2 protein-coding genes and 1 pseudogene are annotated in these 3,725 nt (G+C 53.4%); 1 reads left to right on the plus strand and 2 read right to left on the minus strand.

The window, feature by feature from the left end:
* Together QZ506_RS06610 and QZ506_RS06615 are read right to left on the minus strand one after the other, a co-directional pair.
* Positions 1 to 94: pseudogene (locus QZ506_RS06610) on the minus strand (IS5/IS1182 family transposase); the annotation flags it as partial.
* Between the two features lie 60 nt (positions 95 to 154).
* Positions 155 to 496: a hypothetical protein gene (locus tag QZ506_RS06615; protein ID WP_291969940.1), complete on the minus strand. Its 342-nt coding sequence runs from the start codon at positions 494 to 496 to the stop codon at positions 155 to 157.
* 318 nt (positions 497 to 814) lie between these two features.
* Between QZ506_RS06615 and acnA the strand changes: the two genes are divergently transcribed.
* Positions 815 to 3,487 (plus strand): aconitate hydratase AcnA, encoded by a 2,673-nt coding sequence (acnA, locus tag QZ506_RS06620; RefSeq protein ID WP_291969942.1) that lies wholly within the window; start codon positions 815 to 817, stop codon positions 3,485 to 3,487.
* Positions 3,488 to 3,725 lie beyond the last annotated feature (238 nt).

A 3,725-nucleotide genomic window follows, 5' to 3' on the forward strand; every position in this document is an offset into this window, starting at 1 on the left:
CTGATTCATCTAGCCATACGGTTAGAGAACCGCGCTGCTTGAGGGCCTTGTTACAAGAGGGCCAGTTGGTGATTTTAAAATTTTGTTTTGCCATGGAGACCTGATTTTGAAACAACTGTGGTGATCTGCTCCGATGATTACACAACAGTTCTATTTATTCAACAAAGCCGTAGCCCAGCGCCATTTCTCCGGTTTCGGTGCTGTATTCTATCCACAACAGCTGCCTGGCAACCCCTGGCCGTCTTAGCTCGGTATCGATATACAGCCAGTCCGGCGCGATAAGCTCCGGGGTGCGCATTCTGCGGGTGGGGAACAGCATATTTTCCAGTTTTTCTGGCAAGAGCGCATCAGGAAATGGCCACGACAGAGATGCGGCGGTAAAACGGGAGAGTACCTCATACACCGTGGAATGGCTGACCCTGAGAGCGGCGGCGATGGTGCGATTAGACTGGTTGCGCTCAAATTTGAGTTTGAAGATCTGAAGACAGGTCTCCATGGGACTCCTGCTTTTTCTCTTTCTGACCATCGTTATCTCCATTTCAGTAGAAACTGCGAATGGATAGGAGGTTAAAAGAGTTAAGTCCCGGAGTGATCGATACGACGCGAATCAGTGATCGGCCTTTCATGCGAAATCGTGATCGATTGTCATGCGAATCACTGATCGATCACGATGCGAATATGCACCTTGTTACTAAAACGTTATTTTTTGTTTGTGCTATCTTTAAACAAGACCGTATGAAGCAGCTGGATATCTTTCTCCTGTGACAGTGCGGTCCAATAATATCGATAACCTGTCAAGCCATCGGGAGGCAGCATGTCACAGGCGCTATACAACGCCTATCTTGATAGGCTCAATGTCCGGCAACAGACTTATCATTACTACAGCCTGTCACAGGCTGAAAAATCGTTAGGCTCATTAAATAAATTACCGAAGTCTCTGGCCGTGCTGCTGGAGAACTTGTTGCGTCATCTCGATGGCGAGACGGTGCAACAGGCAGATCTCGACGCGGTATCCGCGTGGTTGGAACACGGCCATTCAGATCGCGAAATTGCATTCCGTCCTGCACGCGTGCTGATGCAGGATTTTACCGGCGTACCTGCCGTGGTGGATTTGGCGGCAATGCGCAATGCCGTGCACCGTCTGGGAGGAGAGGTCAACAGGGTGAATCCGCTTTCACCCGTCGATCTGGTGATAGATCACTCGGTGACGGTTGACCATTTTGGCGATCCGCAGGCGCTGGTAGAAAACACGCGGCTTGAGATGACGCGTAACCATGAGCGTTACCAGTTTTTACGCTGGGGGCAAAAGGCATTTCGTCATTTCCGCGTGGTGCCACCGGGGACTGGCATTTGCCATCAGGTCAATCTGGAGTATTTGGCTAACGCCGTATGGTGTGAAACCGTGGAGGACAAATCCATCGCCTATCCCGACACACTGGTCGGTACCGATTCACACACCACCATGATTAACGGGTTAGGTGTGCTGGGGTGGGGCGTTGGTGGTATTGAAGCCGAAGCCGCCATGTTAGGACAACAGGTTTCGATGTTGTTGCCGGATGTGGTGGGTTTCAAACTCAGCGGAAAGCTGGGGGAGGGTATCACGGCAACCGACTTGGTGCTTACCGTTACACAAATGCTGCGTAAGCACGGCGTTGTCGGAAAATTTGTTGAATTTTACGGCGATGGACTGGATAACCTGGCCCTGGCGGACCGGGCAACCATTGCCAACATGGCACCCGAATATGGTGCCACTTGCGGCTTTTTCCCTATCGATGATGTCACCTTGGCCTATTTGCGCTTAACCAACCGCAGCGACGAACAGATAGCGCTGGTAGAAGCTTACAGCAAAGCACAGGGGCTATGGCGGCATCCGGGGGACGAACCTCGTTTTACCAGCCAGTTGGCGTTAGATATGGGGACGGTGGAAACCAGTTTGGCGGGTCCAAAGCGCCCACAGGATCGCGTCGCGTTGGCACAGGTGCACGCTGCGTTTACCGCAAGTCGCGAACTGGATGTCAGCAGTGGCAAAGCGGGGGCCGATGCGGTTGACGTGACATGGTCGGGTGAAACCTTTTCGCTACGGCAGGGGGCTGTCGTGATTGCGGCGATCACCTCGTGCACCAATACCTCCAATCCCAGCGTTTTGATGGCTGCGGGGTTGTTGGCAAAGCATGCGGTAGAGCGCGGCCTGCGACGTAAACCTTGGGTGAAGACCTCGCTGGCACCCGGTTCCAAAGTCGTTCCGGATTATTTCGCCAAAGCGGGCTTAATGCCTTATCTCGATGCGCTAGGGTTTCAATTGGTAGGGTATGGCTGTACCACCTGTATTGGTAACTCAGGGCCATTGACGGAACCAATAGAACAGGCGATTAAGGCCGCCGACTTGACGGTTGGTGCCGTTCTCTCGGGCAACCGTAACTTTGAGGGACGCATCCACCCGCTGGTGAAAACCAATTGGCTAGCCTCGCCGCCATTGGTGGTCGCTTATGCATTGGCGGGCAATATGACGCTCGATTTGACCCGCGATCCGCTGGGCGAAGGACACAACGGTGAACCGGTGTTCTTGAAAGATATTTGGCCCTCGGCGAAGGACGTTTCCGACGCTGTGCAGCATGTTAGCGTCGACCTGTTTCATAAGGAGTACGCTGCTGTTTTTGAAGGTACTCCCGAGTGGCAGGCGATAGACGTAGGGGATAACCCCACCTACGAATGGCCGCAGGATTCTACCTATATTCGTGAAACCCCGTTTTTTACCACCATGGGCAAAGACCCCGATCCTATACAGGATATTCACGGGGCGCGAATTCTTGCTCTGCTGGGGGATTCGGTTACCACCGATCATATTTCTCCTGCGGGCAGCATCAAAAAAGAGAGCCCGGCGGGCCGTTACTTACTCGATCGCGGGGTCGGCGTGGAGGTTTTTAACTCCTACGGTTCACGTCGGGGTAACCATGAGGTGATGATGCGTGGCACGTTCGCCAATGTACGCATTCGCAATGAGATGGTGCCAGGCACGGAAGGGGGCTACACGCGGCATATCCCCTCACAAAACGTTATGGCCATTTACGACGCGGCTATGCGCTATCAGGATGAACAGGTAGCGTTGGCGTTGATTGCCGGAAAAGAGTACGGCTCGGGCTCCAGCCGCGACTGGGCAGCAAAAGGGCCGCGGTTGCTCGGGGTCAGAGTGGTGATTGCGGAGTCGTTTGAGCGCATCCACCGCTCCAATTTGATTGGCATGGGGATTTTACCGCTGGAGTTTGCCCCCGGCGTGACGCGTAAAACCTTAGGGCTGACGGGTGAAGAGCGTGTCTCGATAGCGGGCCTGCAAGCCTTGGTGCAGGGAGCTACGGTGGACGTCACCCTCACGGACAGTCAGGGACACGCGCAGGTTATTCAAACTCGTTGCCGTATCGATACCCGTAATGAGCTGACCTATTATCAGCACGGTGGTATTTTGCACTACGTCATTCGCAAGATGTTGTGATGGTCAGTGGGCGGAAATATCGGGGCCCGAAGGCACCGATAGCAACGTCAGTGTGTTGTTGATAGCGGCAAGTCGCTATAGACACACATTAACGCGTAGGGTGTACTAGCTCAGACCTGATCTGACAGTTACCGATTATTTATACAGGTGTCTGTCAGATTACATATGGTTCAGATTCTTTTCTGCCCAGATCCGTTTTCCATCGAGTAAAGTGGCCATCGGCGTACGCCCGCAGCAC

Origin of the sequence: Candidatus Symbiopectobacterium sp. (genome assembly GCF_020054415.1) — a bacterium.
Lineage (GTDB): Bacteria > Pseudomonadota > Gammaproteobacteria > Enterobacterales > Enterobacteriaceae > Symbiopectobacterium.